Origin of the sequence: Pseudomonas koreensis (assembly GCF_012986595.1) — a bacterium.
In the GTDB taxonomy this organism is placed as follows: Bacteria; Pseudomonadota; Gammaproteobacteria; order Pseudomonadales; family Pseudomonadaceae; genus Aquipseudomonas; species Aquipseudomonas koreensis.
Map to the genome: position 1 here is coordinate 735860 of NZ_JAAQYM010000003.1, position 26883 is coordinate 762742.

Annotated in this window: 27 protein-coding genes; 12 read left to right on the forward strand and 15 right to left on the reverse strand. The window is 61.5% G+C overall.

Translation table 11 applies throughout. From position 1 onward, the window contains the following. Window positions 1–19: 19 nt before the first annotated feature. Together HBN98_RS12870 and HBN98_RS12875 are read right to left on the reverse strand one after the other, a co-directional pair. Window positions 20–631: a c-type cytochrome gene (locus HBN98_RS12870; RefSeq protein WP_064585251.1), complete on the reverse strand. Its 612-nt coding sequence runs from the start codon at window positions 629–631 to the stop codon at window positions 20–22. 32 nt (window positions 632–663) lie between these two features. Further along, window positions 664–969, reverse strand: coding sequence for a c-type cytochrome (locus HBN98_RS12875; protein ID WP_025112302.1), 306 nt, complete (start codon window positions 967–969; stop codon window positions 664–666). A 191-nt stretch (window positions 970–1160) separates the two neighbouring features. Here HBN98_RS12875 and yihA point away from each other — a divergent pair, with 191 nt between their 5' ends. Continuing rightward, on the forward strand, window positions 1161–1805 hold the full coding sequence (yihA, locus tag HBN98_RS12880) for a ribosome biogenesis GTP-binding protein YihA/YsxC (RefSeq protein ID WP_047597033.1): 645 nt from the start codon (window positions 1161–1163) through the stop codon (window positions 1803–1805). Window positions 1806–2215: 410 nt separating this feature from the next. Here the strand turns inward: yihA and polA are convergent, their stop codons facing one another. Next, window positions 2216–5020, reverse strand: coding sequence for a DNA polymerase I (polA, locus tag HBN98_RS12885; protein WP_083367428.1), 2805 nt, complete (start codon window positions 5018–5020; stop codon window positions 2216–2218). Window positions 5021–5094: 74 nt separating this feature from the next. Here polA and HBN98_RS12890 point away from each other — a divergent pair, with 74 nt between their 5' ends. Beyond that, a complete protein-coding gene (locus HBN98_RS12890) occupies window positions 5095–5391 on the forward strand; it encodes a DUF2782 domain-containing protein (protein WP_064585254.1) in 297 nt (98 codons plus the stop codon). 61 nt (window positions 5392–5452) lie between these two features. Then, window positions 5453–6406, forward strand: a complete 954-nt coding sequence (locus HBN98_RS12895; RefSeq protein ID WP_064585255.1) for a homoserine kinase — start codon at window positions 5453–5455, stop codon at window positions 6404–6406. A gap of 97 nt (window positions 6407–6503) precedes the next feature. Here HBN98_RS12895 and HBN98_RS12900 read toward each other — a convergent pair whose 3' ends face one another. Continuing rightward, a complete protein-coding gene (locus tag HBN98_RS12900) occupies window positions 6504–7424 on the reverse strand; it encodes a zinc ABC transporter substrate-binding protein ZnuA (RefSeq protein WP_083369383.1) in 921 nt (306 codons plus the stop codon). Between the two features lie 66 nt (window positions 7425–7490). Here HBN98_RS12900 and HBN98_RS12905 point away from each other — a divergent pair, with 66 nt between their 5' ends. The 4 genes from HBN98_RS12905 to HBN98_RS12920 are packed head-to-tail and all read left to right on the forward strand — an operon-like array spanning window position 7491 to window position 10290. Beyond that, a complete protein-coding gene (locus tag HBN98_RS12905) occupies window positions 7491–7973 on the forward strand; it encodes a Fur family transcriptional regulator (protein WP_064585259.1) in 483 nt (160 codons plus the stop codon). Further along, a complete protein-coding gene (gene znuC, locus HBN98_RS12910) occupies window positions 7973–8758 on the forward strand; it encodes a zinc ABC transporter ATP-binding protein ZnuC (RefSeq protein WP_083367427.1) in 786 nt (261 codons plus the stop codon). The genes HBN98_RS12905 and znuC overlap by 1 nt, the downstream gene beginning before the upstream one ends. Next, window positions 8751–9539, forward strand: a complete 789-nt coding sequence (gene znuB / locus HBN98_RS12915) for a zinc ABC transporter permease subunit ZnuB (protein ID WP_042556960.1) — start codon at window positions 8751–8753, stop codon at window positions 9537–9539. The genes znuC and znuB overlap by 8 nt, the downstream gene beginning before the upstream one ends. 37 nt (window positions 9540–9576) lie before the next feature. Then, on the forward strand, window positions 9577–10290 hold the full coding sequence (locus HBN98_RS12920; protein WP_083367426.1) for a PA5502 family lipoprotein: 714 nt from the start codon (window positions 9577–9579) through the stop codon (window positions 10288–10290). A 79-nt stretch (window positions 10291–10369) separates the two neighbouring features. Here HBN98_RS12920 and katE read toward each other — a convergent pair whose 3' ends face one another. Further along, window positions 10370–12511 (reverse strand): catalase HPII, encoded by a 2142-nt coding sequence (gene katE, locus HBN98_RS12925; protein ID WP_083367425.1) that lies wholly within the window; start codon window positions 12509–12511, stop codon window positions 10370–10372. A gap of 260 nt (window positions 12512–12771) precedes the next feature. On the opposite strand from katE, the gene HBN98_RS12930 reads away from it, so the two are divergent. The 3 genes from HBN98_RS12930 (at window position 12772) to HBN98_RS12940 (ending at window position 15344) form a co-directional block, all read left to right on the forward strand. Further along, window positions 12772–13779 (forward strand): methionine ABC transporter ATP-binding protein, encoded by a 1008-nt coding sequence (locus tag HBN98_RS12930; protein ID WP_083367424.1) that lies wholly within the window; start codon window positions 12772–12774, stop codon window positions 13777–13779. 5 nt (window positions 13780–13784) lie between these two features. Then, window positions 13785–14495: a methionine ABC transporter permease gene (locus tag HBN98_RS12935; RefSeq protein ID WP_162276305.1), complete on the forward strand. Its 711-nt coding sequence runs from the start codon at window positions 13785–13787 to the stop codon at window positions 14493–14495. A 75-nt stretch (window positions 14496–14570) separates the two neighbouring features. Beyond that, a complete protein-coding gene (locus HBN98_RS12940; RefSeq protein WP_083367423.1) occupies window positions 14571–15344 on the forward strand; it encodes a MetQ/NlpA family ABC transporter substrate-binding protein in 774 nt (257 codons plus the stop codon). 232 nt (window positions 15345–15576) lie between these two features. Here HBN98_RS12940 and HBN98_RS12945 read toward each other — a convergent pair whose 3' ends face one another. Genes HBN98_RS12945 through HBN98_RS12965 form a run of 5 tightly spaced genes read right to left on the reverse strand, consistent with a single transcriptional unit; the run spans window position 15577 to window position 19485 of the window. Further along, window positions 15577–16212, reverse strand: coding sequence for an SCO family protein (locus HBN98_RS12945; protein WP_007962772.1), 636 nt, complete (start codon window positions 16210–16212; stop codon window positions 15577–15579). Beyond that, window positions 16209–17108, reverse strand: a complete 900-nt coding sequence (cyoE, locus tag HBN98_RS12950) for a heme o synthase (RefSeq protein WP_007962774.1) — start codon at window positions 17106–17108, stop codon at window positions 16209–16211. Before cyoE ends, HBN98_RS12945 begins: the two co-directional genes overlap by 4 nt. Next, window positions 17096–18175, reverse strand: a complete 1080-nt coding sequence (locus HBN98_RS12955) for a COX15/CtaA family protein (RefSeq protein WP_064585272.1) — start codon at window positions 18173–18175, stop codon at window positions 17096–17098. Before HBN98_RS12955 ends, cyoE begins: the two co-directional genes overlap by 13 nt. A 10-nt stretch (window positions 18176–18185) precedes the next feature. Continuing rightward, window positions 18186–18779, reverse strand: a complete 594-nt coding sequence (locus tag HBN98_RS12960) for a hypothetical protein (RefSeq protein ID WP_064585274.1) — start codon at window positions 18777–18779, stop codon at window positions 18186–18188. Beyond that, window positions 18745–19485, reverse strand: coding sequence for an SURF1 family protein (locus tag HBN98_RS12965; RefSeq protein WP_083367422.1), 741 nt, complete (start codon window positions 19483–19485; stop codon window positions 18745–18747). The genes HBN98_RS12960 and HBN98_RS12965 overlap by 35 nt, the downstream gene beginning before the upstream one ends. A 70-nt stretch (window positions 19486–19555) precedes the next feature. Between HBN98_RS12965 and HBN98_RS12970 the strand changes: the two genes are divergently transcribed. Then, window positions 19556–19759, forward strand: a complete 204-nt coding sequence (locus tag HBN98_RS12970; RefSeq protein ID WP_041073718.1) for a twin transmembrane helix small protein — start codon at window positions 19556–19558, stop codon at window positions 19757–19759. A gap of 7 nt (window positions 19760–19766) precedes the next feature. Here HBN98_RS12970 and HBN98_RS12975 read toward each other — a convergent pair whose 3' ends face one another. The 4 genes from HBN98_RS12975 to coxB all read right to left on the reverse strand — a co-directional run bounded on the left by HBN98_RS12975 (window position 19767) and on the right by coxB (window position 24183). Then, window positions 19767–20654 (reverse strand): cytochrome c oxidase subunit 3, encoded by an 888-nt coding sequence (locus tag HBN98_RS12975; protein ID WP_064585278.1) that lies wholly within the window; start codon window positions 20652–20654, stop codon window positions 19767–19769. A gap of 25 nt (window positions 20655–20679) precedes the next feature. After that, complete coding sequence (locus HBN98_RS12980; protein ID WP_064585280.1) at window positions 20680–21231, reverse strand: cytochrome c oxidase assembly protein; 552 nt, start codon at window positions 21229–21231, stop codon at window positions 20680–20682. Between the two features lie 155 nt (window positions 21232–21386). Next, complete coding sequence (ctaD, locus tag HBN98_RS12985; RefSeq protein WP_083367421.1) at window positions 21387–22973, reverse strand: cytochrome c oxidase subunit I; 1587 nt, start codon at window positions 22971–22973, stop codon at window positions 21387–21389. Window positions 22974–23055: 82 nt separating this feature from the next. Next, a complete protein-coding gene (coxB, locus tag HBN98_RS12990; protein WP_064585283.1) occupies window positions 23056–24183 on the reverse strand; it encodes a cytochrome c oxidase subunit II in 1128 nt (375 codons plus the stop codon). A 369-nt stretch (window positions 24184–24552) separates the two neighbouring features. Here coxB and HBN98_RS12995 point away from each other — a divergent pair, with 369 nt between their 5' ends. Beyond that, a complete protein-coding gene (locus HBN98_RS12995; protein ID WP_064585285.1) occupies window positions 24553–25185 on the forward strand; it encodes a hypothetical protein in 633 nt (210 codons plus the stop codon). Between the two features lie 125 nt (window positions 25186–25310). Here the strand turns inward: HBN98_RS12995 and HBN98_RS13000 are convergent, their stop codons facing one another. After that, window positions 25311–26837, reverse strand: coding sequence for a SulP family inorganic anion transporter (locus tag HBN98_RS13000; RefSeq protein ID WP_064585287.1), 1527 nt, complete (start codon window positions 26835–26837; stop codon window positions 25311–25313). Window positions 26838–26883 lie beyond the last annotated feature (46 nt).

Consider the following 26883-nt stretch of genomic DNA (forward strand, 5'->3'; position numbering starts at 1 on the left):
AACGCTCGATTCAGGGCGGTTAGTGCAGGCCCTGGATGTAGCTGGCGACCGCAGCGATGTCTTCGTCGCTCAGGCGCTTGGCGATCGTTTGCATGGTCATGGTGTCGCCGTCGTTGTTGCGGCCGCCTTCTTCCTTGCGGAAATCGGTCAGTTGCTTGGCAATGTATTGAGCGTGTTGGCCACCCAGATGCGGGAAGCCGGCGGCGGCGTTGCCGGCGCCATTCGGCGAGTGGCAACCGGTGCAGGCTGGCAGGCCCTTGGCCAGATTACCGCCGCGGAACAAAGCTTCACCGCGAGCGACGATCTTTGGATCGGCTGCGCCGACGCTGCCTTTCTGACTGGCGAAGTAGGCGGCGATGTCGGCCAGGTCCTGATCGCTCAGGTTGGTCAGCAAGCCGGTCATTTCCAGAACGGTGCGCTTGCCTGACTTGATGTCGTGCAGTTGCTTGGTCAGGTAGCGTTCACCTTGACCTGCCAGTTTCGGAAAGTTGGGTGCCATGCTGTTCCCGTCCGGGCCATGGCAGGCGCCGCATACGGCAGCCTTTGCCTGGCCGGCTGCTGCATCCCCTGCAGCATGGGCGATGCCTGAGATTCCCACGGTCAACAGCAGACTCACGATCAATTTGTTCATCAGCTAATCCAACTACGGCTAAGGGTTAAGAGTTATGGACCGGGTTTACTCTCGCTCATCCAAAGGATGATGGCCTGGTAATCCTCGGCACTGCAGTCCATGCACAAACCACGCGGCGGCATCGCCTTGAAACCCTGGGTTACGTGTTGCACCAGCGTCTCCATACCTTTCGCCAACCTCGGCGTCCAAGCCTCCTGATCGCCTCTTTCGGGCGCCATGGGGAGTTGGCCGGAATGACAGGCACCACAAACACGGTTGTACACGGCTTCCGGTTCCTGTGTAGCCTGTGCGCTGTAAAGCGGTATCAGGACTCCGGCAGCCAGCAGCCATTTCGTCATAAAACGACCTTTTCAGGGTTGAGAGCGTTCTGCGTTCTGATGCGCAATCAAGGTCTTTGGCTCTCGTGAACTTCATCCTTCGCTGGGACAAAGCACACACAAAATCTGCGGCATTATATACTGGCGTCACTGAAACGGAAGCGACACCGCGTTCCGCGCCCAATCCCGGCGCCGCCCACATCGGAAATCCCATGCAACTCAAGAATCCCATCCTCGGCCTGTGCCAACAGTCCACGTTCATGCTCAGTGCCGCCAAAGTCGATCAATGCCCTGACGACGAAGGCTTCGAAGTGGCGTTCGCCGGTCGTTCCAACGCCGGTAAATCCAGCGCACTGAACACCCTGACTCACGCCAGCCTGGCGCGCACCTCGAAAACCCCGGGTCGCACACAGCTGTTGAACTTCTTCAAGCTAGACGATGAACGGCGTCTGGTCGACCTTCCTGGCTACGGTTATGCAAAAGTACCGATCCCGCTCAAGCAACACTGGCAGCGTCACCTCGAGGCGTACCTCGGTGGCCGGGAGAGTTTGAAGGGTTTGATTCTGATGATGGACATCCGTCATCCAATGACCGACTTCGACCTGCTGATGCTCGACTGGGCCGTTGCCGCCGGCATGCCGATGCACATTCTGCTGACCAAGGCCGACAAACTGACCTATGGCGCAGCCAAGAACACCCTGCTCAAAGTGCAGTCGGAAATCCGCAAGGGTTGGGGCGATCTGGTGACAATCCAGCTGTTCTCGGCGCCAAAGCGCATGGGGCTGGAAGAGGCCTACACTGTGTTGGCAGGCTGGATGGAACTGGCGGATAAAGGTGCAGAAGCAACAGCTGAGTGAGGGATTGTCAAAACTGTCTGCGGTGCTGCCAGGCAAGGCAAAAGTGCTGGTAAAAAGCGGAGTTTAGGGGACCTGAATGAGCATTTTTAGCTGCGCTTTTAACGCACTCTGGCGGCGCCGCAGCCAGTTTTGAGGCAAAAAAAGCCCCGGACTTCATATGGGGAGGGAGAAGTTCCGGGGTTTAAGTTCCGAACCGCTAGGGCGGGGTTCAGATATCTGCCAACACTTAACACAACATAGGAGCATTGAAGGGCTTCACCAGCCATTCAGTATCTCTGAGTAGTGAGCGGTCAGATTAGTTCAGATTTTTTTCAAAAAGCTTTGGAATAACCCCAAGCGCGTTTTGAAATAAGGCCGTTTCTGGCGTTTGCCGCGACACCGTGTCGCGGCAAACGGCCGGGCCAGACGCCTTAGTGCGCCTCGTCCCAGTTGTTGCCGACACCGACTTCCACCAGCAACGGCACGTCCAGCTTCGCCGCTTCGCTCATGTGCAGGCGGATTTCCTGGCTCACCTGATCGACCAGATCCTCGCGAACCTCCAGTACCAGTTCATCGTGCACCTGCAAGATGACTCTGGCGTCCAGCCCGGACGCTGCCAGCCAGTTATCCACCGCCACCATGGCTTTCTTGATGATGTCCGCTGCGGTGCCCTGCATCGGCGCGTTGATCGCCGTGCGCTCGGCGGCGGCGCGTTCCTGCGGTTTGTTCGAGTTGATCTCCGGCAGGTACAGGCGTCGACCGAAGAACGTCTCGACGTAGCCCTGATCGGCGGCCTGTTTGCGAGTGCGCTCCATGTATTCGCGCACGCCCGGGTAGCGGGCGAAATAGGTGTCGATGTAGGCCTTGGCGGTCTTGGTGTCGACGCCGATGTCCTTGCCGAGCTTCTGTGCGCCCATGCCGTAGATCAGACCGAAGTTGATCGCCTTGGCGCCGCGGCGCTGGTCGGAGGTCACTTCGTTGAGTTCGACCCGGAACACTTCGGCGGCGGTGGCGGTGTGCACGTCCAGGTTGTTGCGGAAGGCGTTCATCAGGCCTTCGTCCTTGGACAGGTGAGCCATGATCCGCAGTTCGATCTGCGAATAGTCCGCCGCCAGCAGTTTGTAACCTTTTGGCGCGACGAAGGCCTGACGGATACGCCGGCCTTCAGCGGTACGCACCGGAATGTTCTGCAGGTTCGGATCGCTGGAAGACAAGCGCCCGGTGGATGCCACGGCCTGGTGGTACGAGGTGTGGATGCGCCCGGTGCGCGGGTTGATCTGCTCCGGCAGCCGATCGGTGTAGGTGCTCTTCAGCTTGCTCATGGAACGGTGTTCCATCAGCACTTTCGGCAGACGATGATCGTCCTCGGCGAGTTTCGCCAGCACCTCCTCAGCGGTCGATGGCTGGCCCTTGGCGGTTTTCTTCAGCACCGGCAGGCCGAGCTTTTCGTAGAGGATCACGCCCAACTGCTTCGGCGAGCCGAGGTTGAATTCCTCCCCGGCGATCTCGAACGCTTCGCGCTCCAGCGCGACCATTTTGTTGCCCAGTTCAATGCTCTGGATGCCGAGCAGTTCGGCATCGACGAACGCCCCTTGGCGCTCGATGCGCGCCAGCACCGGCACCAGCGGGATCTCGATGTTGGTCAGCACGCTGGCCAGGCTCGGGATCGCGCTGAGTTTTTCGAACAGGGTCTGGTGCAGGCGCAAGGTGATGTCGGCATCTTCGGCGGCGTACGGGCCGGCCTGTTCCAGGGCGATCTGGTCGAAGGTCAGTTGCTTGGCGCCTTTGCCGGCGATGTCCTGGAAGCTCACAGTGGTGTGGTCCAGGTACTTCTGCGCAAGGCTGTCCATGTCGTGGCGGGTGGCGGTGGAGTTGAGCACGTAGGACTCAAGCATCGTGTCGAAGGCGATGCCGCGCACGTTGATGCCCTGGCTCTGATCGCCGCCGATGGCGCAGTTGGCCAGGATGTTCATGTCGAACTTGGCGTGCTGGCCGACCTTGAGTTTGTTCGGGTCTTCGAGAATCGGCTTCAGCGCGCGCAGCACGGTGTCGCGATCCAGTTGCTCCGGCACGCCGATGTAGGAGTGGGTCAGCGGGATGTACGCCGCTTCGTTGGCCTGCACCGCGAACGACAGGCCGACCAGTTGCGCCTGTTGCGCGTCGATGCCGGTGGTTTCAGTGTCGAAGGCGAACAGCTTGGCGTTGTTGAGTTTTTCCAGCCAGACGTCGAAGCGCGCCTGATCGAGGATGGTTTCGTACGCGGCTTCAGCCGGTGCTGCAGGGGCTTCTTCTGCTGGCGCGCTGAACAGATCGCCGGCCGGCGCAGGCTCGGCGGCCGCGCTCAGTTCCTGGCGCTTGGCGTCGCGATCCAGATCATTCAGCCAGCTCTTGAATTCCAGCAGGGTGTAGAGCTCGTAGAGTTTGGCCGGGTCTTCCTGGCCCATCTGCAGGTCGTCGAGGCCGATGTCCAGCGGCACGTCGATCTTGATCGTTGCCAGCTGATAGGAGAGGAACGCCATCTCCTTGTGCTCTTCGAGCTTGGCCGGCAGGGTCTTGGCGCCGCGAATCGGCAGGGTCGGGACGATGTCGAGATTCGCGTAAAGCTCGTTGAGGCCACCGTTGACCCCCACCAGCAGGCCGGATGCGGTCTTCGGGCCGATGCCGGGAACACCCGGAATGTTGTCGGAAGAATCGCCCATCAGCGCCAGATAATCGATGATCTGCTCGGGAGCGACGCCGAATTTCTCCTTCACGCCCTCCACGTCCATCGAGCTACCGGACATGGTATTGACCAAGGTAATGTGGCCGTCGACCAGTTGCGCCATGTCCTTGTCGCCGGTGGAGATGATCACCGGGCGATCCGCCGCCGCGCTGCTGCGCGCCAGGGTGCCGATCACGTCGTCAGCCTCGACGCCTTCCACGCACAGCAGCGGGAAACCGAGGGCGATCACGCTCTGGTGCAGCGGCTCGATCTGCACGCGCATGTCGTCGGGCATGCTCGGGCGGTTGGCTTTGTATTCGGCGTACATCTCATCGCGAAACGTCCCGCCCTTGGCGTCGAAGACCACGGCGAACGGGCTGTCCGGGTACTGCTTGCGCAGACTCTTGAGCATGTTCAGCACCCCTTTGACCGCGCCGGTCGGCAGGCCTTTGGAGGTGGTCAGCGGTGGCAGTGCGTGGAAAGCGCGGTACAGGTAAGACGAACCGTCCACCAGGACGAGGGGGGCTTGGCTCATGAGCAGAATCAACCTTTTCGGCGGGCCCGGCGCTAGAATAGCGGGACCGTTGACGACAAAGGGACAAGGTTATCATGCGTACGCTAAATCGCTTGCTGCTGGTCAGTTTGATTGCTGCCTCACCCTTGGCCGCGATGGCGGCGGATGATGCACCGTCAAAGGAGCCGGAAGTTACCATTAACACGCACACCGAAGGCGACAAGGTCATTCAGGAATACAGCCGCAGTGGCTTCGTTTATGCGATCAAGGTCACGCCCAAGGGCGGTAAACCGTATTTCCTGGTGCGCGCCGATGGTTCGGACGCGAACTACATCCGCTCCGACCAGCCGGATATGCTGATTCCGTCGTGGGAAATCTTTACCTGGAAGTAAGTTTCCCGACTTTTAATCGGCGCCGCTCGACAGCGGCGCCCGAACTGAGCAGTTTTTAACCATGTCTGTGTTCACCCCCCTGGCTCGGCCCGAGCTGGAAACCTTTCTCGCCCCTTATGGGCTCGGCCGTCTGCTTGATTTCCAGGGGATCGCCGCCGGCAGCGAAAACACCAATTTCTTTATCAGCCTGGAGCAGGGCGAATTCGTCCTGACCCTGGTCGAGCGCGGCCCGGTGCAGGAGATGCCGTTCTTCATCGACCTGCTCGATGTCCTGCACGAGGCCGATCTGCCGGTGCCTTACGCACTGCGCACCACCGACGGCGTGGCGTTGCGTGAGCTGAAGGGCAAACCGGCGCTGCTGCAACCGCGTCTGGCGGGCAAGCACATCAAAGTTGCCAACGCGCAACATTGCGCGCAGGTCGGCGAGTTGCAGGCGCATCTGCACCTGGCGACCCAGGGCGAGCGCATGATCAAGCGCAAGACCGATCGCGGCCTGGACTGGATGCTGGAGGAGGGCAGCGAGTTTCTCTCGCACCTGAGCGATGCGCCGCGTGCGCTGCTGCACAAGGCGCTGGAGGAAATCACCGAGCGCAAAGAGAAGATCCTCGCACTGCCTCGGGCCAACATCCACGCCGACCTGTTTCGCGATAACGCGATGTTCGAAGGCACGCACCTGACCGGCCTGATCGACTTCTACAACGCCTGTTCGGGGCCGATGCTCTACGACGTGGCGATTGCCTTGAATGACTGGTGTTCGGACGAGGACGGTTTGATCGATGGCCCGCGTGCCCGTGCGTTTCTCGGTGCCTATGCGGCGCTGCGGCCGTTTACGGCTGCCGAAGCGGAGCTATGGCCGACGATGCTGCGGGTGGCGTGTGTGCGGTTCTGGCTGTCGCGGTTGATCGCAGCGGAGCAGTTTGCCGGGCAGGACGTGCTGATTCACGATCCGCAGGAGTTCGAGCAGCGGTTGGCGCAGCGGCAGCAGGTCAGTACACCGTTACCGTTCGCCCTCTAAGATCAAAAGATCGCAGCCTTCGGCAGCTCCTACACAGGTATCGTGGCGAACCCGGAACCTGTAGGAGCTGCCGAAGGCTGCGATCTTTTTCTATGGGTTACAGCGACTCCAGGCATCCCGCCAAATCGTTACCCAACTTCTCCAGCACTTGCTCATAGCCCTGAGCCGTCGCCGGGGTGTATCCGCCCAGCGCATCCAGCTCCGCCAGTTTCACCGGCAGGCCAGCCACCAACGTTTCGGCCAGACGCGGACGCAGCGGCGGCTCGCTGAACACACAGGTCTTGCCCACTTCCTGCAGGCGTTTGCGCATCGCCGCGACGTGCTGGGCGCCCGGCTGCACTTCGGCGGCCACGCTGAACACGCCCGTGTGTTTCAAGCCGTAAGCTTCCTCGAAATAATCGAAGGCTTCGTGGAACACGAAGTACGGCTTGCCTTCAACACTGGCCAGACGCTTCTTCAAACGCGCATCCAGCGCATCGAGGCGTCCGTCGAAAGCCTTGGCGTTGCTCTGATAGCGCTCGGCGTTGGCCGGATCTACTGCACTCAGGTCGGCGGCCATTTTGTCGGCAATCACCCGCGCGTTGACCGGCGATAACCACAAATGCGCGTCCAGGGTGCCCGGGCGGTGATCGTGATCATGCTCGTCGGCGTCTTCGGCGTGGGAGTGGCTGTCTTCGGCAAAGCGGCGCAGTTTCATGCCCGGCAGATCCTGCACGGCCACGCTCGGCAGGGTCCGGCCGTTCAATACGCGGGGCAGGAACCCTTCCATGTCCGGGCCGATCCAGTACAGCAGGTCCACCGATTGCACCTTGCGCACATCAGACGGGCGCAGCGCGTAGTTATGCGGCGAGGCGCCCGGCGGCAACAGCACTTCGGGAATGGCCACGCCGTCCTGCACGGCGGCGGCAATCAACTGCAACGGTTTGATGCTGGTGAGGACCTTGACTTCGGCCTTGGCCGAACCGATCAGCAGAAAACTGGCGACAAACGCCACAAAAACAGAAAAAAGTCGGGACACGATGACCACTCAAGGAGGCGAGAACGGGTAACATAATAACGTCTCTATCAAAACTCGTCGCCGCCCATGCCTATTACACCGATTGCCAGCCGTCCCCACGACCACTCTCATTGCGTGCACAGCGCACTGACCGAGGCCGATGCCTTGTGCGCCCAGAAAGGTCTGCGCCTGACTGCATTGCGCCGGCGCGTGCTGGAACTGGTGTGGCAGAGCCACAAGCCGCTGGGCGCCTACGACATTCTCGCGGTGCTGAGCGAGCAGGACGGCCGCCGCGCCGCGCCGCCGACCGTGTACCGCGCGCTGGATTTTCTGCTGGAAAACGGCCTGGTGCACCGCATCTCGTCGCTCAACGCCTTCGTCGGTTGCGTGCATCCCGAGCATGCGCATCAAGGTCAGTTCCTGATCTGCCGCGACTGCCACGCTGCCATCGAGCTGGAACAGAAAGCCATCAGCGACGCGATCATCAACAGCGCCAAGGACGTCGGTTTCATCGTCGAAGCGCAGACCGTCGAAGTGGTCGGCTTGTGCGCCGGTTGCCAGGGGGCCTGATGAGCGACCCGTTGATCCGTCTTCAGCACGTCGCCGTGACGTTTGCCGGGCAGACCGTGCTGGACAACATCGAGCTGAGCGTCGAGCCGGGGCAGATCGTCACCCTGATCGGCCCCAACGGCGCCGGCAAGACCACGCTGGTGCGCGCCGTGCTCGGACTGTTGAAGCCGGACAGCGGCAGCGTCTGGCGCAAGCCGAAACTGCGCGTCGGCTACATGCCGCAGAAGCTGCACGTCGATCCGACCTTGCCGCTGTCGGTGCTGCGCTTCCTGCGCCTGGTGCCGGGCGTTGATCGTCCGCGTGCGCTGGCCGCGCTCAAGGAAGTTGGCGCCGAACACGTCATCGACAGCCCGGTGCAAAGCGTTTCCGGCGGTGAGATGCAGCGCGTGCTATTGGCGCGGGCGTTGCTGCGCGAGCCGCAATTGCTGGTGCTTGATGAACCGGTGCAAGGCGTCGACGTCGCCGGGCAAGCCGAGCTTTACAGCCTGATCACCCGCCTGCGTGACCGTCACGGCTGCGGCGTGCTGATGGTGTCCCACGATTTGCATCTGGTGATGAGCACCACCGATCAGGTGGTGTGCCTGAACCGTCACGTCTGCTGCTCCGGGCACCCCGAGCAGGTCAGCGGCGATCCGGCGTTCGTCGAGCTGTTCGGCAAGAACGCGCCGAGCCTGGCGATCTATCACCATCATCACGACCACGCCCACGACCTGCACGGTTCGGTGGTCAAGGCGCCCGGTGCGGGCCATACCCACGTTCACGGAGACCACTGCAAGCATGGCTGATTTTCTGTTGTATGCCCTGCTTGCAGGTCTGGCACTGGCGGTGGTTGCCGGGCCGTTAGGCTCGTTCGTGGTCTGGCGGCGTATGGCTTATTTCGGCGACACCCTGTCGCACGCCGCGCTGCTGGGCGTGGCGCTGGGCTTTCTGCTGGATGTCAGCCCGACCGTTGCGGTCACGGTTGGCTGCCTGCTGCTGGCGGTGCTGCTGGTGACCTTGCAACAGCGCCAGCCGCTGGCCTCCGACACGCTGTTGGGGATTCTTGCGCCGAGCACGCTCTCTCTTGGCCTGGTGGTACTAAGCTTCATGCATGAAGTGCGGATCGACCTGATGGCCTATCTGTTTGGCGACCTGCTGGCGATCAGCCCGACCGATCTGGCCTGGATCCTCGGCGGCAGCGCGGCGGTCCTGGTGTTGCTGGTGACGCTGTGGCGACCGCTGCTGGCGATCACCGTGCATGAAGAGTTGGCCAGGGTCGAAGGCCTGCCGGTGGCGGGCCTGCGCATGGCGCTGATGCTGTTGATCGCGGTGGTGATCGCGGTGGCGATGAAAATCGTCGGGGTGTTGCTGATTACCTCGCTGCTGATTATCCCGGCGGCTGCGGCACAGCGTCACGCCCGCTCGCCGGAGCAGATGGCCCTGGGCGCGAGCCTGCTGGGCATGCTCGCGGTGTGTGGCGGGCTGGCGCTGTCATGGTTCAAAGACACCCCGGCGGGGCCGTCAATCGTGGTAACGGCGGCCGCACTGTTTCTGCTGAGTTTTGTTCTGCCCCGTCGAGGGGTGTAGACTTGCTCGCTTTTTGCGCAATTAGAGAGTCGCAGGAATGAAGCCGTTCGCCTCCCGTTATCTGCTCCTTGTCGCATTTTCCGTGCTGCTGGGCGCCTGCCAAAGCACGCCGCCGGTGGCCGAAGCCCCCGACGCGCGGGCCACGGCCATCGCACAGCTGGAACAAAGCCTGGCCAGTAGCGAACTGGCCACCGCCGAAGACCAATTGGCCACCTTGCAGGCACAAAACCCCAGCGATCAGTCCCTTGAGCAGTACCAGCGGCAGTTGGCCGAAGCCTACCTGCGCCGCAGCCAGATCGTGTTGCAGAAAGGGGATGTGAACGCCGCCGCCACTGCGCTGAGCCGTGCCCGCGCGCTGATGCCCAAGGCCCCGGCGCTGACCGGTGGCGTCAACGGCGCCATCACCGAAGCCCGTAAGGCCGAGCTGGAAAAGGCCGAAGCGGCGCTGCTGGCGGCCGAAGCCAAGCCGAAAGCCAAGGTGATCGATCCGACCGCTGAGAGCACCACGGTGGCGCTGAACATCAACGACAGTCGCAAACTTCGCCGGCAATTGGATGCGATCGCCGCCGATGTGGTGAATTACGAATGTGCCGTAAGCATTCAGGCGCCGCGTACCCAGGATTATCCTTGGCTGGCGACATTGTTGAAAAAACGCGTGAAGAAACTGAATCCGGATTTCGATCTGCAGATTGAGAAGCAAATCCTGCGCACAGTGCCGGCGCAGATGGTCTTGAGCCCGCGTAAACCCTAAAAGCTTCGCAGCCTCCGGCAGCGCCTACAGGTGAAACTCATCCTCTGTAGGAGCTGCCGAAGGCTGCGATCTTTTGCTTTTAAGCCGGAATGGCTTTCGCCTTAGGCTCCCGCGCCCAAACCCGATGCTGCCCGATTGCCGCGAAGAACGGCTTGGTCAACCCCGGCACATCCTTGCCTTGCAACAATCCAGCGTCCGCCTCCAGCTTCAGCAGATCCTGCAACTGCTTGGCCTCGCCATGCAGCGCAATCGCCTTCAGATGCTTGTACGCCTCCAGCAGGTAGTGCAGCGCCACGCCGTCGCCGCTCAGCGCTTTGATCGATGCTGCGCCACCCGGCACGAACACCGCATCGAAGATCACCGAAGGCATGCCTTCCATCGACGCATCCACCGCGAGGGTCTTGCCATCGGCGGTCTTCACCGGCGCGGAGGTCGGGCCGAGCAGCTTGGCGTGCGCACCTTCCGCCGCCAGGGCCTTCTTCATCGCATCAATCGCTGCACCATCGACGCCGTTGGCGGCAAGAATTGCCACTTTGCGGGTTTTGATGTTCTCCGGCAGCAGGTTGGCCTGACTCAGCGAAGGCGAATTGTCGAAGGAGGTTTTACGCACCTCGACCGTGCCTTTGCCTGGCGCCGGCAGGCCCAGGTTGGCCGCGACACGTTTGGCCAGTTCCAGGTCGATGTTGGCGAGAATCTCGTTCACCTGCCGCGCACGGATGAACTCGCGCTCGACCTTGCCCAACTCGAAGCTGTAGGCGGCAATGATGTGCTCCTTCTCGTGTGCGCTCATGCTGTGGAAGAACAGCCGCGCCTGAGAGAAGTGATCGCTGAACGATTCGCTGCGCTGGCGGATCTTGGCGGCATCGATGCGTTCCGGATACGTCTCGAAACCACCGTCTTGCGCGGCCGGCGGGGTTTCTTTGGGCCAGCCACCGTCAATCGAGTTCGGCTCGTAAGACGCGCGACCCTTGTCGATCACCGTGCGGTGCTGAGCATCGCGCTGACCGTTGTGGAACGGCGCCACCGGGCGGTTGATTGGCAGTTCATGAAAGTTCGGCCCACCGAGTCGGCTGATTTGCGTGTCGGTGTAGGAAAACAGCCGACCTTGCAGCAACGGGTCGTTGGAGAAGTCGATGCCTGGCACGATGTGGCCCGGGCAGAACGCAACCTGCTCGGTCTCGGCAAAGAAGTTGTCCGGGTTGCGGTTCAACGTCATCTTGCCCAGTGGGGTGATCGGCACGATTTCTTCAGGGATCAATTTGGTCGGGTCGAGGATGTCGAAATCGAAGTCGTGTTCGTTTTCCTCCTCGATGATCTGTACGCCGAGTTCCCACTCTGGATAGTCGCCCATCTCGATGGCTTCCCAGAGATCGCGGCGGTGGTAGTCGGTGTCTTTACCGGCGAGCTTTTGTGCTTCGTCCCAGACCAGCGAGCAAGTGCCGGCGGTAGGGCGCCAGTGGAATTTGACGAAGCGCGATTTGCCCTCGGCGTTGACCAGCCGGAAGGTGTGCACGCCGAAGCCCTGCATGCTGCGCAGGCTTTTCGGGATCGCCCGGTCGGACATCGCCCAGATCACCATGTGTGCCGATTCCGGCACCAAGGAGACGAAATCCCAGAAGGTGTCGTGGGCCGAGCCGCCGGTCGGGATTTCGTTGTGCGGTTCAGGTTTTACCGCGTGAACGAAGTCGGGAAACTTGATCGCATCCTGAATGAAGAACACCGGCATGTTATTGCCGACCAGATCGAAGTTGCCTTCGTCGGTGAAGAACTTCACGGCAAAACCGCGCACGTCACGCACGGTGTCGCCGGAGCCGCGTGGCCCCTGCACGGTAGAAAAACGCACGAACACCGGGGTCTTTTTCCCCGGATCCTGCAGGAAACCGGCCTTGGTCAGTGTCGAATGGTTCTCGTAGGCCTGGAAGAAACCATGGGCGCCGGTGCCGCGGGCGTGGACGATGCGCTCCGGAATGCGTTCGTGGTCAAAGTGCGTGATCTTTTCACGCATGATGAAATCTTCCAGCAGCGACGGTCCGCGCGGGCCGGCCTTGAGGGTGTTCTGGTTATCGGCGACCTTCACCCCTTGGTTGGTGCGCAGGGCCTGGCCGGTAGCGTCGGAGCGAAATTTCTCCAGGCTGTCGAGTTTGGCGTTGGTGTTGGCGCGATCCTTGGTATCGGTTCCGGCCAGCTGGCTTTTGTCGGTCGTAGGTTTCTTGCTGCTCATCAGACGTAAACTCCTCGGTTGACCCCGTTTCAACGGGGACTCTTGAGCGTTTCCGGGCACGGTTACCCAGGGTTTCAAGTCGTTTAACTAGTGACCAATGAGCAGGAACGGGCGTTCCTTTTTTATGACCTTTGATCTTGTTATTGCCAAATCGAAGGTTAATTGCGAAATAAATGCTAAGAACCTCTATACGGACAGGCTAAAATGCGCGCCCGGCTAACCGCTGATCCTTTTCTAACGCGCCCCACAAGGTTCGCTACGTGATCGAGTTTCAAAACGTCCACAAAACTTACCGCGTTGCCGGTAAGGACATTCCCGCCCTGCACCCGACCAGTCTTTCGATTGAAAACGGTCAGGTCTTCGGCCTGATCGGCCATTCCGGTGCGGGAAAAAGTACCCTGCTGCGTCTGATCAATCGCCTGGAAGACTCCAGCGGCGGCAAGATCATCGTCGACGGCGAAGAAGTCACCGCGCTGGACGCCAACGGCCTGCGTCGTTTCCGCCAGCAAGTCGGGATGATCTTCCAGCACTTCAACCTGCTCGCCTCCAAGACCGTGGCCGACAACGTTGCGCTGCCGCTGACCCTGGCCGGTGAGCTGTCGACCAGCGAGATCAATCAACGCGTTGCCGAGTTGCTGGCGCGGGTCGGTCTGTCGGATCACGCCAAAAAGTACCCGGCGCAATTGTCTGGCGGCCAGAAGCAGCGCGTCGGCATCGCCCGCGCCCTGGCGACCAAACCGAAGATTCTGCTGTGTGACGAGGCCACCAGTGCCCTCGACCCGCAGACCACCGCGTCGGTCCTGCAACTGCTGGCCGAGATCAACCGCGAGCTGAAACTGACCATCGTCCTGATCACCCACGAGATGGATGTGATCCGTCGCGTCTGCGATCAGGTGGCGGTGATGGACGCAGGCGTGATCGTCGAGCAAGGCTCGGTGGCCGATGTGTTCCTGCATCCGCAGCACCCGACCACCAAGCGTTTTGTGCAGGAAAGCGAGCAGATCGACGAAAACGAGCAGCGTGATGACTTCGCTCACGTGCCGGGTCGCATCGTCCGTCTGACCTTCCAGGGCGAAGCGACTTACGCGCCGTTGCTCGGTACCGTCGCCCGGGAAACCGGGGTCGACTACAGCATCCTCGCCGGTCGCATCGACCGCATCAAAGACATTCCTTACGGGCAATTGACCCTCGCCGTCACCGGTGGCGACATGGAAGCGGCCTTCGCCCGTTTCACCGCCGCCGACGTTCACATGGAGGTGCTGCGTTAATGGAAATGTACGACGCTGCAATCAAGAACTACGACGCCGCAGTAGAAGCCATCAAGCTGTTCTTCCAGAACATCGACTGGCTGGAAATCGGCTTGGCCACCAACGACACCATGCTGATGCTCGGTGGTTCGCTGTTGTTCACTGTTCTGCTCGGCCTGCCGCTGGGTGTGCTGCTGTTTCTCTGCAGCCCGCGCCAGCTGCTGGAAAACCGGGTGGTCTACGCGATCATGTCGTTGGCGGTGAACATCCTGCGCTCGCTGCCGTTCATCATTCTGTTGATCGTGATGATCCCGTTCACCGTGATGATCACTGGCACCTCGCTGGGCGTGGCCGGGGCGATTCCGCCGCTGGTGGTGGGGGCAACCCCGTTCTTCGCGCGCCTGGTGGAAACCGCGCTGCGTGAAGTCGATCGCGGCATCATCGAGGCGACCCAGTCGATGGGCGCGACCACCCGGCAGATCATCATGAACGCCTTGCTGCCGGAAGCCCGTCCGGGCATCTTCGCAGCGATTACGGTGACGGCGATTACCCTGGTGTCCTACACGGCCATGGCCGGTGTGGTCGGTGCCGGTGGTCTGGGTGACCTGGCGATCCGCTTCGGCTACCAGCGCTTCCAGACTGACGTGATGATCGTCACCGTGGTGCTGCTGTTGATTCTGGTGCAAGTGCTGCAAATGGTTGGTGATCGACTGGTCGTGCATTTCTCGCGCAAATAACCGGTTTTTTAATCAAGAATGAGCCGGCCATTCGCTGGCAGGCGCCAGACGGGCGCCTAATAAGGAGTTAGCTGAATGAAAAAACTGATCGTTGCCCTCGCTGCCGTTGCTGCCTTTTCCGCGCACGCAGAAGAAACCCTGACCGTTGCCGCCAGCCCGGTGCCGCATGCGGAAATCCTCGAGTTCGTGAAGCCGGCCCTGGCCAAAGAAGGTGTGGATCTGAAGGTCAAGGTCTTCACCGACTACATTCAGCCGAACGTACAGGTTGCCGAAAAACGTCTGGACGCCAACTTCTTCCAGCACCAGCCTTACCTCGATGAGTTCAACAAGGCCAAGGGCACCAGCCTGGTCGCCGTGACTGGCGTGCATCTGGAGCCGCTGGGCGCGTACTCGAGCAAGATCAAGAAGCTCGATGAACTGCCAAGCGGCGCCAACGTGGTGATCCCGAACGACGCCACCAACGGCGGCCGTGCACTGTTGCTGCTAGCCAAGGCTGGCCTGATTACTTTGAAGGACCCGACCAACATCCTGTCGACCGTTAAAGACATCGCGCAGAACCCGAAAGACCTGAAAATCCGTGAACTGGAAGCCGCGACCATCCCGCGCGTGCTGACTCAGGTCGACCTGGCACTGATCAACACCAATTACGCGCTGGAAGCCAAGCTCGATCCGTCCAATGACGCGCTGGTGATCGAAGGCAACGACTCGCCTTACGTGAACATCCTGGTGTCCCGTGCGGACAACAAGGACAGCGACGCGATGCAGAAACTGGCCGCCGCCCTGCACAGCCCGGAAGTGAAGAAATTCATCACCGAGAAGTACAAAGGCGCGGTATTGCCGGCGTTCTGATACAGATTGCTGCAATGAAAAGGGGACGCCAATGGCGTCCCCTTTTTTGTGCCCAAAACACAGATCCCCTGGATGCCGGTTTTTGTGGCGAGGGAGCTTGCTCCCGCTCGGCTGCGCAGCAGTCGTAAACCCTACTGTTGCGGTGCAACTATTAGTCCGCATCAGCTGGTTTTGGGGCCGCTTCGCAGCCCAGCGGGAGCAAGCTCCCTCGCCACAGATTTTCATCAGGGCGTTACTTGCGGTTAAGCATGACCGGGAGCTGCGCCACCAGTTTGGCGTTGTTCAACGGCGCACGAATAAAGCCGCGCTGCGTGCCGTCCGGGCCGATCACCGCCAGATTGCCGCTATGGTCGACGGTGTAATTCGGCTTGCTGGTGTCCGCCGGAATAAACGGAATGCTCACCGCGTTGGCGACCTTCTGCAGTTCTTCGATCGACTTCGGCGTGAGGCCCACGAACTGCGGATCGAAGTAGCCCAGGTACTGCTTCAACTGCTGCGGGTTATCGCGGTTCGGGTCAACGCTGACCAGCACGATCTGCAACTTATCCACAGCGTCTTTGGGCAACTCGCTCTTGATCTGGCGCAGTTGCGCGAGGGTGGTCGGGCAGATGTCCGGGCAGAAGGTGTAGCCGAAGAACAGCAGGCTCCACTTGCCCTTCAATTCGTCGATGGCGACCGGTTGGCCATCCTGATTGGTCATCGTCACGCCCGGCAGGGTACGGCTCTGCGGCAGCAGAATGATGCCGGCGTCGATCAGCGCGGTGGGATCGCCCTGGCCCTTGCCACTCAGCACTTTGTTGACGGTAAGTCCCAGGATCAGCGCGATCACGGCGACGAGGATGAAGACGGTTTTCTGGGTTCGAGTCATAGGTTCAACAGTAAGTAGTGGTCTACGAGCAGGGCGATGAACAACAGGAACAAGTAATAAATAGAGTACTTGAAGGTATTGATCGCCGCGTGCGGCCGAGTGCCACGGTACAGCACCACGGCCCATTGCAGAAACCTTGCGCCGAGCGCGAGGGCGCAGATCAGGTAGAGCACGCCGCTCATGTGGATCACGTACGGCAGCAGACTCACCGCCAGCAGCGCAAAGGTGTACAGCAGAATGTGCACCTTGGTGTAGTGCTCGCCGTGGGTGACCGGCAGCATCGGGATATCGGCCTTGGCGTATTCCTCTTTGCGATGGATCGCCAGCGCCCAGAAGTGCGGCGGGGTCCAGGCGAAGATGATCAGCACCAGCAGCAACGGTTCGGCGCTGACATGACCGGTGGCGGCGGTCCAGCCGAGCAGCGGTGGTGCCGCGCCGGCGAGGCCGCCGATGACGATGTTCTGTGGCGTCGCACGTTTGAGGAAACCGGTGTAGATCACCGCGTAGCCGAGTAACGAAGCGAGGGTCAGCCACGCAGTCAGTGGATTGGTGAAGGTCAGCAACAACGCCTGGCCGAGCAGCGCCAGCACCAAGGCAAAGGTCAGTGCCGCGGCAGGTGACACCCGGCCTTCAGCCAGCGGCCGTTTGTGCGTGCGCGCCATCACCGCATCGATGCGCCGGTCCACCACATGGTTGACCGCCGCCGCACCGCCGGCACACAGCGCAATACCCAGGTTGCCGAATACCAGCACCGTCCACGGCACCCCGGCGCGGGTCGCGAGGAACATGCCGACCAGCGAGGTGATGAGCATCAGCACCACCACTTTCGGCTTGGTCAGCTCCAGATAGTCACGCCACAGCGCTTGCGCGGGACGTTCGCCGATCAGAAGCGCCATGGCGTTTCTCCTTTTATCGTGATGGGCGCGGCCACCTGTTTACGCGGGCTCAGGCGCCAGCGTGCGAGCACCGGCTGTTTGACCCGGACCAGACTGGTCCGCGCGTGGTAATTGACCAGCACCATGGTCAGCAGCAGTGCTGCGCCGCCGGCGTTGTGTGCCACGGCCACCGGCAGCGGCAAATGGAACAGCACGTTGCTGATGCCAAGAGTGATTTGTGCGCCGAGGGCGACCAGTACCAGACCGGCGAGCCGGGTCATGCCGACGGCCCTGAGTTGCCAGGCCAGCCCCAGCAGCACCAGCGTCACCAGCAGGGCGCCGATGCGGTGGGTCAGGTGAATCGCCGTGCGCGCATCGCTGTCGAGTTGTCCGCCGAGGTAGTTCGGGCCGATGTGTTGAGTCAGGTGAAAACCATTGGCGAAGTCGGCGGGCGGCAACCATTGGCCGTGGCAGGTCGGGAAGTCGATGCAGGCCACTGCTGCGTAGTTGGAACTGACCCAGCCACCCAGCGCGATCTGGCCAATCACCAGCAACAGCCCGGCAGTCGCCCAATACTGCAAGCGCTTGGGCACGGTCAGTGCCGGCAACACCCCGGACAATCTCAAGGTCAGCAGGAACAGCAGGCTCAATGTCGCAAAACCGCCGAGCAGATGCCCGGTGACCACTTGCGGCCAGAGCTTGAGCGTCACCGTCCACATGCCGAACGCCGCTTGGGCGAACACCACCGCCAGCAGAAACAGCGGCAGCTTCAGCGGCTGGCCGGGATGGCGACGATTGACCCAGGCGCGCCCGGCCAGGATCGAAATCAGCAGGCCGAGGGTGCCGGCGAAGTAACGGTGGATCATCTCGTTCCAGCCCTTGTGCGCCACCACCGGCGAGTCGGGGTAATGCAGTTCGGCATGGGCCAGTTGGGCTTCGCTTTTCGGCACGCTGATAAAACCGTAGCACCCCGGCCAGTCCGGACAGCCCAAGCCGGCGTGGGTCAGGCGGGTGTAGGCGCCGAGCAGCACGACGATCAGTGCCAGCAGGGTGGCAAACAGCGCGAGGCGAAATCCAGGTTTGGCCATGACGATGCCCTTATCCGATGTTCGACAGTTTCAGCAGGTGGCGCAGGTCGTTGAGCAGATCCTTGCCCTTCACACTCGGGTCGTAGCGCAGCACGAGGTTGCCGTGCGGGTCGATGACCCACAGCTGCGGCGTGGCCTTGTCGCCGGTGGCCTTGCTGAAGGCGGCGGCGTCCAGCGGGTAGCGTTGCAATTGCGGGTATTCGCGGCTCAGCTTGGCCTCGTAGTCGGCGCTCAGCGGTTGCGCGGCGGCGAGGGCATGGCTGGCGCGCCCGGCATCGCGGCCGAGGCCGATCTGGATCTGCCGGGCGAGGTACACCAGTTGCTGGCAGTCGACCGCACAATCCTTGGGCGCCGTGACCAGCATCTGCCAACGCTGTTCATCGGCCTGCACACCGAGGTCGGCGCGGGACTGGCCGTTGCCGATCAGCTCGCCGTGGTAGCTGCGCCCTTCCGGCACCCAGAACTGCAATTTGTACATGCCGGTGGCGAGGATCATCGGGCCGACCACGCCGAGCACAATCAGCAGCAGCTGGAGCCGTCCGCGACGACGGCTGGCCGGGGTTTTTGCCTCAGACATGCTGGGTGGATTCATGGCCGTTCCCATGGTTGTTCTCCTTTGCTTTGTGCCAGCCGAGGTAGAGGTAGAGACCGAGCAGGGCGGTGGCCATGGCGAACCACTGCACGGCGTAACCGAGGTGTTTTTCCGGGCCCATGGCGACGACCGGCCAGTCGGCCTCATAGCTGGCAGGGCCGGGTTCGGCGCGTAATTCGTAAGCGAAACCGTCGCGCTCGAGGGTTTTCCACAGTCTGGCGGGCTCGACGGCGGTGATGGTTTGCGGCCAGGTGCTGCTGACCGGGTCGGCGTGCAACTGGAAGGTGGCGCCGGGGGCGACGTAGACCCAGGCGTCGAGGCTTAGCGCCTCGGTCGGGGTGGTGAATTGCGGCGTGACGCGGCGGTCCGGCCATGGCAGCCAGCCACGATTGACCAGCAGCCACAGGCCGGTGGCGCGGTCCTGAAACGGTTGCAGCAGCTCGACGCCGACCTTGCCGTTGCGCTGGCGGTTATCGAGCAGCAGGCTGTGCGCGCCATCGAACTGGCCGTACAGGTGCACGCGGCGATAGGCCGGGTCGCTGCCGAGGAGCAACTCGCTGCTGGCCATCGGTTCGGCGGCGCGGCGTTCGGCGTAACTGGCGAGCAGCGCGGTTTTCTCCGCGCCCCGGCCCAGCTGCCAGAACCCAAGCGACACCAGCAGCGGCAACAACAGCGCCACCACCACGGTCGGTATCACGCCCGGGCGAAAGCGCTTCATGGCCGCGCCACAAAGTCAGTCGTCGCGATCGCTATACTCAACTGCATCGCCTGTCCCCCGGAGTCTTCCCATGCTCAAAGCAGCCATTGTCGTGCTGCTGATTGCCACGGTGATCAGCCTGTTCAGCGGCCTGTTTTTCCTGGTCAAGGACGACAGCAGTTCCAATCGCCTGGTGATCGCCTTGAGTGTTCGGGTGGCACTGGCCGCTGCCACCGTCGGCTTGATCGCCTGGGGCTTCTACAGCGGCCAACTGGTGTCGCACGCGCCTTGGTAGCGGACGCTCAGAGTACGTAAACGAAGACGAACAGGCCGATCCACACCACATCGACGAAGTGCCAGTACCAGCTCGCCGCCTCGAAACCGAACTGATGTTCGGCATCGAAATGGCCCTTCATGATGCGCATCAGCATCACGAACAGGATGATCGTGCCGATGGTCACGTGGGCGCCGTGGAAACCGGTGAGCATGAAGAACGTCGCGCCGTAGATGCCCGAACCCAGGGTCAGCCCCAATTCGTGGTAGGCGTGCATGTATTCCTCAGCCTGGAAGCCGAGGAACGCGCAGCCCAGCAGCACGGTGATCGCCAGCCAGATTTTCAGCGCACCGCGATGGCCCTTTTTCAAGGCATGGTGGGCGATGGTGATGGTCACGCTGGAGCTGACCAGCAGAATCGTGTTGATCAGCGGCAGGCCCCACGGGCTGATGACTTCCTTGGGCGGCGGGAACAGTTTCGGATCCGGCGTGTGCAGCAGCGGCCAGGTGAACTGGAAGTTCGGCCAGAGCATGTGGGCGATGCCTTTCGGGCCTTCGCCACCCAGCGCCGGCCCGGAAATGTGCCGCACGTAGAACAGCGCACCGAAGAAAGCGACGAAGAACATCACCTCGGAGAAGATGAACCAACTCATGCCCCAGCGGAACGAGCGATCCAGTTGCGGGCTGTACAAGCCCGCGCGGCTTTCCTTGATCACCGCGCCGAACCAGCCGAACAGCATGTACGCCAGTAACAACCCGCCGACGAAAAAGATGTACGGGCCGTGGGATTCCGGACGAGCCGCCTTCAGATCGTTGAACCAGGTCGCCAGGCCGTACACGGTGATGACCATGCCGAAGGTGGCGATGATCGGCCATTTGCTCTGGGCCGGGACGTAATAGTGCTCATGAGTTGCCATTTATTGTTCTCCTTATCGGGCACGCTTAACCGCCAGTGTTTGCAGCCACCGGAGGATGTCGGGCGGTGATATCGAACAGCGTGTAGGACAGCGTCAGGTGCTTCACGTCCTTGGGCATGTCGCGGTCAACGATGAAACGCACCGGCATCTCGATCTGCTGACCCGGCTGCAGCACCTGCTGGGTAAAGCAAAAGCATTCGGTCTTGTGGAAATACGCCGCCGCTTCGCTGGGCGCGATACTCGGCACGGCCTGGGCGCTCATCGGTTTGTCGGTGGGGTTGCGCGCCACGAAAATCATCTCGTTGACCGCGCCCGGGTTGGCGGTCAGCTCATCGTGCTTGGGGTAAAACTCCCACGGCATGTCGATGTTGTTGGTCGACAGAAACTGCACGCGCACCTGCCGCGTGCTATCCACCACCTGCTCGCCCTCGTATTGCCCGGCCGTCTTGCCGTTGATGCCGAAGGCCTTGCACATCACGTCGTAGATCGGCACCAGGGCAAAGCCGAAGACAAACATTGCGACGACGACTCCGAGCAGGCGGGTGACCAGTTTTTTCAGCGAGATCGAGTCAGCCATGGTTCATGCCTCCCTCGAAGGTGCGAGTGAGCCGTTGTGGCGAGGGAGCTTGCTCCCGCTGGGTGGCGCAGCCGCCCCAATGATTTTTTGGGCGCTGCGCACCCAGGCGGGAGCAAGCTCCCTCGCCACAGGGGTCGCGTTAGCAGAGGAGCGTTTCATTTCACTTCCGGCGGCGTAGTAAAGGTGTGATAAGGCGCCGGCGACGGCACGCTCCACTCCAGGCCTTCAGCGCCATCCCACGGTTTGGCCGGGGCCGGTGGGCCGCCGCGAATGGTCTTGATCACGATGAACAGGAAGAAGATCTGCGTGGCACCGAACATGAACGCGCCGATCGACGAGACCATGTTGAAGTCGGCGAACTGCAGGTTGTAGTCCGGAATCCGCCGCGGCATCCCCGCAAGGCCGACGAAGTGCATCGGGAAGAAGGTCAGGTTCATGCCGACGAACGACAGCCAGAAATGCAGCTTGCCGAGGGTTTCGTCGTACATGTGCCCGGTCCACTTCGGCAACCAGTAATAGGCCGAGGCGAAGATCCCGAAGATCGCCCCCGGCACCAGCACGTAGTGGAAGTGCGCCACCACGAAGTAAGTGTCCTGATACTGGAAGTCCGCGGGAGCGATGGCCAGCATCAGTCCGGAGAAACCGCCGATCGAGAACAGGATCACGAACGCCACGGCAAACAGCATCGGCGTCTCGAAGGTCAGCGAGCCTTGCCACATGGTGCTGGCCCAGTTGAACACCTTGACCCCGGTCGGCACGGCGATGAGCATGGTCGCGTACATGAAGAACAACTCGCCCACCAGCGGGATGCCGACCACGAACATGTGGTGCGCCCAGACAATGAACGACAGGAACGCGATGCTCGCCGTCGCATAGACCATCGAGGTGTAGCCGAACAGCGGCTTGCGCGAGAAGGTCGGGATGATCTGGCTGACGGCGCCGAAGGCCGGCAGGATCATGATGTACACCTCGGGGTGGCCGAAGAACCAGAACACATGCTGGAACAAGACCGGGTCACCGCCACCGGCGGCACTGAAGAAGCTGGTGCCGAAATGGATATCCATCAGCATCATCGTCACGCACCCGGCCAGCACCGGCATCACCGCGATCAGCAGGAACGCGGTGATCAGCCAGGTCCAGACGAACAGCGGCATTTTCATCAGGGTCATGCCGGGGGCGCGCAGGTTGAGGATGGTGGCGATCACGTTGATCGCGCCCATGATCGAACTGATCCCCATCAGGTGGATGGCGAAGATGAAGTAGGTGACGCTTTCCGGCGCGTAGGTGGTGGACAGCGGGGCGTAGAACGTCCAGCCGAAGTTCGGTCCGCCACCGGCGGTGAACAGGGTCGAGACCAGCAGCAGGAACGCCGCCGGCAGCAGCCAGAAGCTGAAGTTGTTCATCCGTGGCAGGGCCATGTCCGGCGCGCCGATCATCAGCGGGATCATCCAGTTGGCGAGGCCGACGAACGCCGGCATCACCGCACCGAAGACCATCACCAGACCGTGCATGGTGGTCATCTGGTTGAAGAACGCCGGTTCGACGATCTGCAGGCCGGGCTGGAACAGTTCGGCGCGGATCACCATGGCGAACGAGCCGCCGAGCAGGAACATGCAGAAGGCGAACCACAGGTACAGCGTGCCGATGTCCTTGTGGTTGGTGGTCAGCACCCAGCGCATCAGGCCTTTGGCGGGGCCATGGGCGTGGTCGGCATGACCGTGGTCATCGATTACAGCGCTCATGGCCGGTCTCCTTTACGTGAGTGGACGGGGCTGGCCGGGGCGCGCTGCCCCGGCCGTTTCACGAAGTACGCGGTGGACCGGCTCATTTGCTTTCCGCCTGTTTGAGCTCAAGCACTTCTTTTGGCGTGACCATGTCGCCCTTGTTGTTGCCCCAGGCGTTACGTTCGTAGGTCACGACCGCTGCGATATCGACTTCCGACAACTGCTTGCCGAACGCCGCCATGGCGGTGCCGGGCTTGCCGTGGAAGACAATGCTCAGGTGGCCTTCTTTCGGCCCGGTGGCGATTTTCGAGCCCTTGAGCGCCGGGAACATCGGCGGCAGGCCCTGGCCTTCGGCCTGGTGACAGGCCACGCAAGTGGTGTGATAGATCTTGTCGCCGCGCTCTTTAAGCTCGTCCAGCGTCCATTCCTTGCTGGTCAGCTCCTTGAGCTGCGCCGCTTCGGCCTTGCGGTCGGCCAGCCACTTGTCGTAGTCGGGCTTCTCCTTGACGTCGACCACGATCGGCATGAAGCCGTGATCCTTGCCGCACAGCTCGGCGCACTGGCCGCGGTAAATGCCGGGTTTGTCGATGCGCGTCCAGGCTTCGTTGACAAACCCCGGGATCGCATCGCGCTTGACCGCGAACGCCGGCACCCACCACGAGTGGATCACGTCGGCGGAGGTCACGAGGAAGCGCACCTTGGCGCCGACCGGCAGCACCAGCGGCTTGTCGACTTCGAGCAGGTAGTGCTCGCCCTTGGCTTCCTTGTTGTGGATCTGTTCGGCGGGGGTGGCCAGGTTGCTGAAGAACTCGACGTCCTGGCCCAGGTATTTGTAGTGCCACTTCCACTGGTAACCGGTGATCTGGATATCGATATCCGGCTCACTGGTGTCGTACATGCGGATCAGGGTGGCAGTCGCCGGAACGGCCATCGCCACCAGAATCAGCAACGGCACGACGGTCCAGAGAATTTCGACGGTGGTGCTTTCGTGGAATTTCGCGGCGACCTGCCCGGTCGAGCGGCGATGCACGATCATCGACCAGAACATGGCGCCGAAGACGATGATCCCGATCACCACACAGATCCAGAAAATGGTCATGTGCAGGTCGAATACTGCGTGACTGATTTCAGTCGCTCCAGGCGCCATATTCACAGTCCAGGCCGCGTTGGCCTGGCTGAAAATCGACCACAACAGGAGGCCCATCCAGACGTGTGGATGTCGCATCATTGCGGGTTCCCCTTATCGTTCTTGTTATCCCGCCGGCTTTCGCCTGCGGCAAGGGAGCGGCTGCATCAGACTACGAACTTGAATCGCCGGGCCTTGCTGCGGGTGCAGTCGGGCGTCATCAGCTAACTCCATTCAATGGCGAGTATAGACAGCCATCGGGAATTGCAATGTCGGCGCGTAAATGATCTGAAACAGCCGGGGCTTGCGCTCAAGGGCACGAATGGAGAAGGATGCAGACGAGTGGTGGCGAGCCGATATAACGCCGGTGCATCAAGGATGAAATAATTATGACAAATGCGTCTTAGCATTTTTCGTAAGCCAGCTAACTTATGTCTTCCCTATTTCAATGCCTTGTACCCTGGAGTTTTCATGAACACCGCCGCATTGCGCGAGCAGATCCAAAAAGCCCGACAAACCGAAAACGAAACCGGACGGCTCAAGCGTCAGCTGGAAGCCAAGTTGCCTCATCTGCATTCGGCCATCCAATTGCCGGACGCTAACCGCGAAGAAGCGTTGACCAGCTTCGTCACCGCCTACATCGACGAAGTGCCAGACATGCTGGATGCAGCCAATGAAGTTGCCAGGGAAGCGGGAATCGAGTCACAGATCAAACCGGTGCTGAAAATCGCCGAGCAGTACTTCCTCCAGCCGCCGGTCGGCCTGGACAGCCTGCTGGACGAAGCCTATCTGGCGCACCGCTTTGTCGAAGAGGTCAACGACCTGTACATCAAGCATCTCGGCCAGCCACTGATCCCCTTGGACATGACGGTCGCCAACCTGATTGCTCACCAATTGATCGGTGAGGAATTTGCCAACCAACTGGACGAAGCGGTGCATCACGCCATCGACGAAATGCTCGACGACGAGAGTTTCGCGCTGGAATCGGTAGAAGCCTACCGCGACAAACTGAGCAGCCCGGATACCGGTGCGGCATGGAAGCGCTGGCCGTGCATGGGCCGTCGCCTGGGTGTGGGCCTGGAACTCGACCAGCCTGCCGCCTGAGTGACACACAATCCAATGTAGGAGCTGCCGCAGGCTGCGATCTTTTGATGTGGTTTTTAACAATCAAGATCAAAAGATCGCAGCCTGCGGCAGCTCCTACAGGGTTTGTGTGCAGGCGGGAAGATTTATCCGGCCGCGCCGATACCTGTGGTTGTGCGAATCCGTCCCTCAAGCCTGCGCTTCAACCCTCGCGACTCGATCAACAGCTTCGACCCTTTCGCCGCGTTCGCCCGGCCCCATTCTTCCAGCAACTCCAGACACGAATGGTCGATGTAGCTCAGGTTATTGAGCGGCACATGCACCGTCGTGCCCGCTGGAATGCTGCCCAGTACCTGGGTCAGCGCCGGCACCTTGAGGAAGGTCGCTGCACCGACCAGGCGCAACTCCATCTCGCCGTCCTGCGGCAGGTCGATCAGGCTGATTTTCAACCGCGAAGCCTTGAACGCCAGTTTCAACAGGGTCAGGCCGAAACCAATCAACACGCCGGTCAACAGGTCGGTGAAGATGATCGCCAGCGCCGTGGCGGCGTAGGTGAACATCGGCATCCGCCCGTAACGGCCCAGACCGCGAAACGCCTTGAGGTCGACCAGTTTGAAACCGGTGTACACCAGCACCCCCGCCAGACTCGCCACCGGAATGCTTTGCAGCACGCTCGACAGCAACAGCACGAACCCCAACAGCCACAGGCCATGGAAGATCGTCGAATAACGCGTGGTCGCACCGGCCTGCACGTTGGCCGAGCTGCGCACGATCACCCCGGTCATCGGCAGCGCACCGACCAGTCCGCAGAGCATGTTGCCGACACCTTGCGCCGACAGCTCACGGTCGAAGTCTGAACGCACACCGCTGTGCATGCGGTCCACCGCCGCCGCCGACAGCAGGGTTTCGGCGCTGGCGATGAACGCCACGGCAAACGCAGCAATCAACAGGGTCGGATCAGCGAGGCTGAGCAGGTCCGCCGGTTTCAGCCAGTCGATGGCTTCGGCGAGGTTCTCCGGTACCTCAACCCGTTTGACCTGCAACGCCAGCAGCAGGCTGGCGCCTGTCGCCAGGCCAACACCGAGCAGCGCACCGGGAATGAATCGCAGCGAATGCGGGCGAAATTTCTCCCACAGCCACATCACCGCGATGGTCGCCAGCCCGAGCAGACCGGCCTGCCAGCCGAACGAGGGCAAGGCTTGCGCCACCGCGCCGGGGAAGGCCGTGAGGTTATCCAGGCCGGAGGGTTGCGGCTTGGCGTCGAGCATCACGTGCACTTGCGAGAGCACGATCAACACGCCGATCCCCGCCAGCATGCCGTAGACCACCGCTGGCGCCGTCACCCGAAACCAGCAACCGAGTTTCAGGCGCCCGGCCACCAGTTGCAGGAAACCGGCGAGCAACAGAATCGGCCCGAGCATCTCGATCCCGTGCTGGCGCACCAGTTCGAACACCAGCACCGCCAGCCCCGCCGCCGGACCGCTGACCTGCAATGGCGAGCCCGCCAGCCAACCGACCACCAGACCGCCGATGATCCCGGTGATCAGGCCTTTGGCCGGCGGCAACCCGGAAGCAATCGCAATACCCATGCACAGCGGCAGGGCGACCAGGAACACAACCACCGAAGCCAGCAGCTCCCGTGGCAGAACCGCTTTCAATTGAGCAGCACGCATGGTGACTCTCCCGAAGTTTTCTTCAGGCATGGCGAGGCCGGATCGC